Origin of the sequence: Mesohalobacter halotolerans (assembly GCF_006120725.1) — a bacterium.
GTDB lineage: Bacteria > Bacteroidota > Bacteroidia > Flavobacteriales > Flavobacteriaceae > Psychroflexus > Psychroflexus halotolerans.
The window spans coordinates 2,380-5,356 of record NZ_SWMU01000007.1; the positions used below are offsets into that span (position 1 = coordinate 2,380).

At 46.6% G+C, this 2,977-nt stretch carries 1 rRNA gene; it reads left to right on the top strand.

The window, feature by feature from the left end:
- Positions 1-120 precede the first annotated feature (120 nt).
- Positions 121-2,977, top strand: a 23S ribosomal RNA gene (locus FCN74_RS11960).

Sequence of the window (2,977 nt, forward strand, 5' to 3'; positions counted from 1 at the left end):
TTATAACATTTGTCAATAAATTACAACCGTAATTTATTGATCACAAAGTTCTTTGACATATTGTAATAATAAAGAGTAGGCATTCTTATATAAATAAGGATGCGACATACAGAAGGTATAAAAAAGTTTGTAAAGGGCGTATGGTGGATGCCTAGGCTCTCAGAGGCGATAAAGGACGTGATAAGCTGCGATAAGCTGCGGGGATCAGCACATATGAGATGATCCGCAGATTTCCGAATGGGGCAACCCGGCATATTGAAGATATGTCATCCTTTCGAGGAGGCAAACCCAGTGAACTGAAACATCTAAGTAACTGGAGGAAGAGAAAACAACAGTGATTTTGCTAGTAGCGGCGAGCGAACGTGAATTAGCCCAAACCAATATTGTTTCGGCAATATTGGGGTAGTAGGACTACAATATTTCTGTGCATTATAACTAGAACAATTTGGAAAGATTGGCCATAGCGGGTGATAGTCCCTTATAGGTAATTAATGTATAGGATAGTAGTATCCTGAGTAGCGCGGGGCACGAGAAATCTTGCGTGAATCAGCCGGGACCATCCGGTAAGGCTAAATACTCCTGAGAGACCGATAGTGGACTAGTACCGTGAGGGAAAGGTGAAAAGAACCTTGAATAAAGGAGTGAAATAGAACCTGAAACCATACGCTTACAAGCGGTCGGAGTGCTGAATTTATTTCAGTATGACGGCGTGCCTTTTGCATAATGAGCCTACGAGTTATTGTTAATGGCTAGACTAAGTAATTCAGTTACGCAGTCGTAGCGAAAGCGAGTTTTAACAAGGCGCTTAAGTCATTAATAATAGACGCGAAACCGTGTGATCTACCCTTGGGCAGGTTGAAGCTTTGCTAATCCAAAGTGGAGGACCGCACCCGTTGACGTTGAAAAGTCTTGGGATGACCTGAGGGTAGGGGTGAAAGGCCAATCAAACACGGAAATAGCTCGTACTCCCCGAAATGCATTTAGGTGCAGCGATTAAATAGTTTTATAGAGGTAGAGCTACTGATTGGATGCGGGGGCTTCACCGCCTACCAATTCCTGACAAACTCCGAATGCTATAAAATGTTTTTAATCAGTGAGGGCATGGGTGCTAAGGTCCATGTCCGAGAGGGAAAGAACCCAGACCATCAGCTAAGGTCCCTAAATATATACTAAGTTGACCAAACGCGGTTTGACTGCTTAGACAGCTAGGATGTTGGCTTGGAAGCAGCCATTCATTTAAAGAGTGCGTAACAGCTCACTAGTCGAGCGGTCGAGCATGGATAATAATCGGGCATAAGTATATTACCGAAGCTATGGTATCACGCTTTTAGTGTGATAGGTAGGGGAGCATTGTAATTTGGGTAGAAGATAATCTGTAAGGGTTGTTGGACTAATTACAAAAGAAAATGTAGGCATAAGTAACGATAATGCGGGCGAGAAACCCGCACACCGAAAGACCAAGGATTCCTCAGCTATGCTAATCAGCTGAGGGTTAGTCGGGACCTAAGGCGCACCCGAAAGGGGAAGTCGATGGACAAGCAGTTAATATTCTGCTACTTGCTTTAAGTTAAACGAGACGGTGTATAGAAGTTAGTGCCTCCTGACGGAATAGGAGGTTGAATTCCCCGCCCTAGGCGGGGGAGATAGTACAGCAAAGCTTCGGTGGCGCTGATAATCTAGCGGATATACATCCAAGAAAATCAATTAAAGCAACCCGTACCGTAAACCGACACAGGTAGTTGGGATGAGAATTCTAAGGTGCTCGAGAGATTCATGGCTAAGGAACTAGGCAAAATAGACCCGTAACTTCGGGAGAAGGGTCGCCACGCCTTCGGGTGTGGCCGCAGTGAAGAGGTCCAGGCGACTGTTTATCAAAAACACAGGGCTCTGCTAAATCGAGAGATGCAGTATAGGGCCTGACACCTGCCCGGTGCTGGAAGGTTAAGAGGAGGCGTTATACCGCACATGCGGTAGAAGCGCTGAATTGAAGCCCCAGTAAACGGCGGCCGTAACTATAACGGTCCTAAGGTAGCGAAATTCCTTGTCGGGTAAGTTCCGACCTGCACGAATGGTGCAACGATCTGGACACTGTCTCAGCCATGAGCTCGGTGAAATTGTAGTATCGGTGAAGATGCCGATTACCCGCTGTGGGACGAAAAGACCCCGTGAACCTTTACTATAGTTTAGTATTGACTTTGGATAAGTGATGTGTAGGATAGGTGGGAGACATTGAAGCTACATCGCCAGGTGTGGTGGAGTCATTGTTGAAATACCACCCTTTACTTGTTTGAAGCCTAATTCCGGTTAAACGGAAGACATTACTTGATGGGTAGTTTGACTGGGGTGGTCGCCTCCAAAAGAGTAACGGAGGCTTCTAAAGGTTCCCTCAGCACGCTTGGTAACCGTGCGTAGAGTGTAATGGCATAAGGGAGCTTGACTGAGAGACCTACAAGTCGATCAGGTACGAAAGTAGAGCATAGTGATCCGGTGGTTTCCGTATGGAAGGGCCATCGCTCAAAGGATAAAAGGTACTCCGGGGATAACAGGCTGATCTCCCCCAAGAGCTCACATCGACGGGGGGGTTTGGCACCTCGATGTCGGCTCGTCACATCCTGGGGCTGGAGAAGGTCCCAAGGGTTGGGCTGTTCGCCCATTAAAGTGGCACGCGAGCTGGGTTCAGAACGTCGTGAGACAGTTCGGTCTCTATCTACAGTGGGCGCAAGAAATTTGAGTGGATCTGACTCTAGTACGAGAGGACCGAGTTGGACAAACCTCTAGTGTATCTGTTGTCACGCCAGTGGCATGGCAGAGTAGCTACGTTTGGAGTGGATAAGCGCTGAAAGCATATAAGCGCGAAACCCACCACAAGATGAGATTTCTTTTAAGGATCCCTAAAGACGATAGGGTAGATAGGCTACAGGTGTAAAGGCAGTAATGTCATAGCCGAGTAGTACTAATCATCCGTTTAACTTTTTTT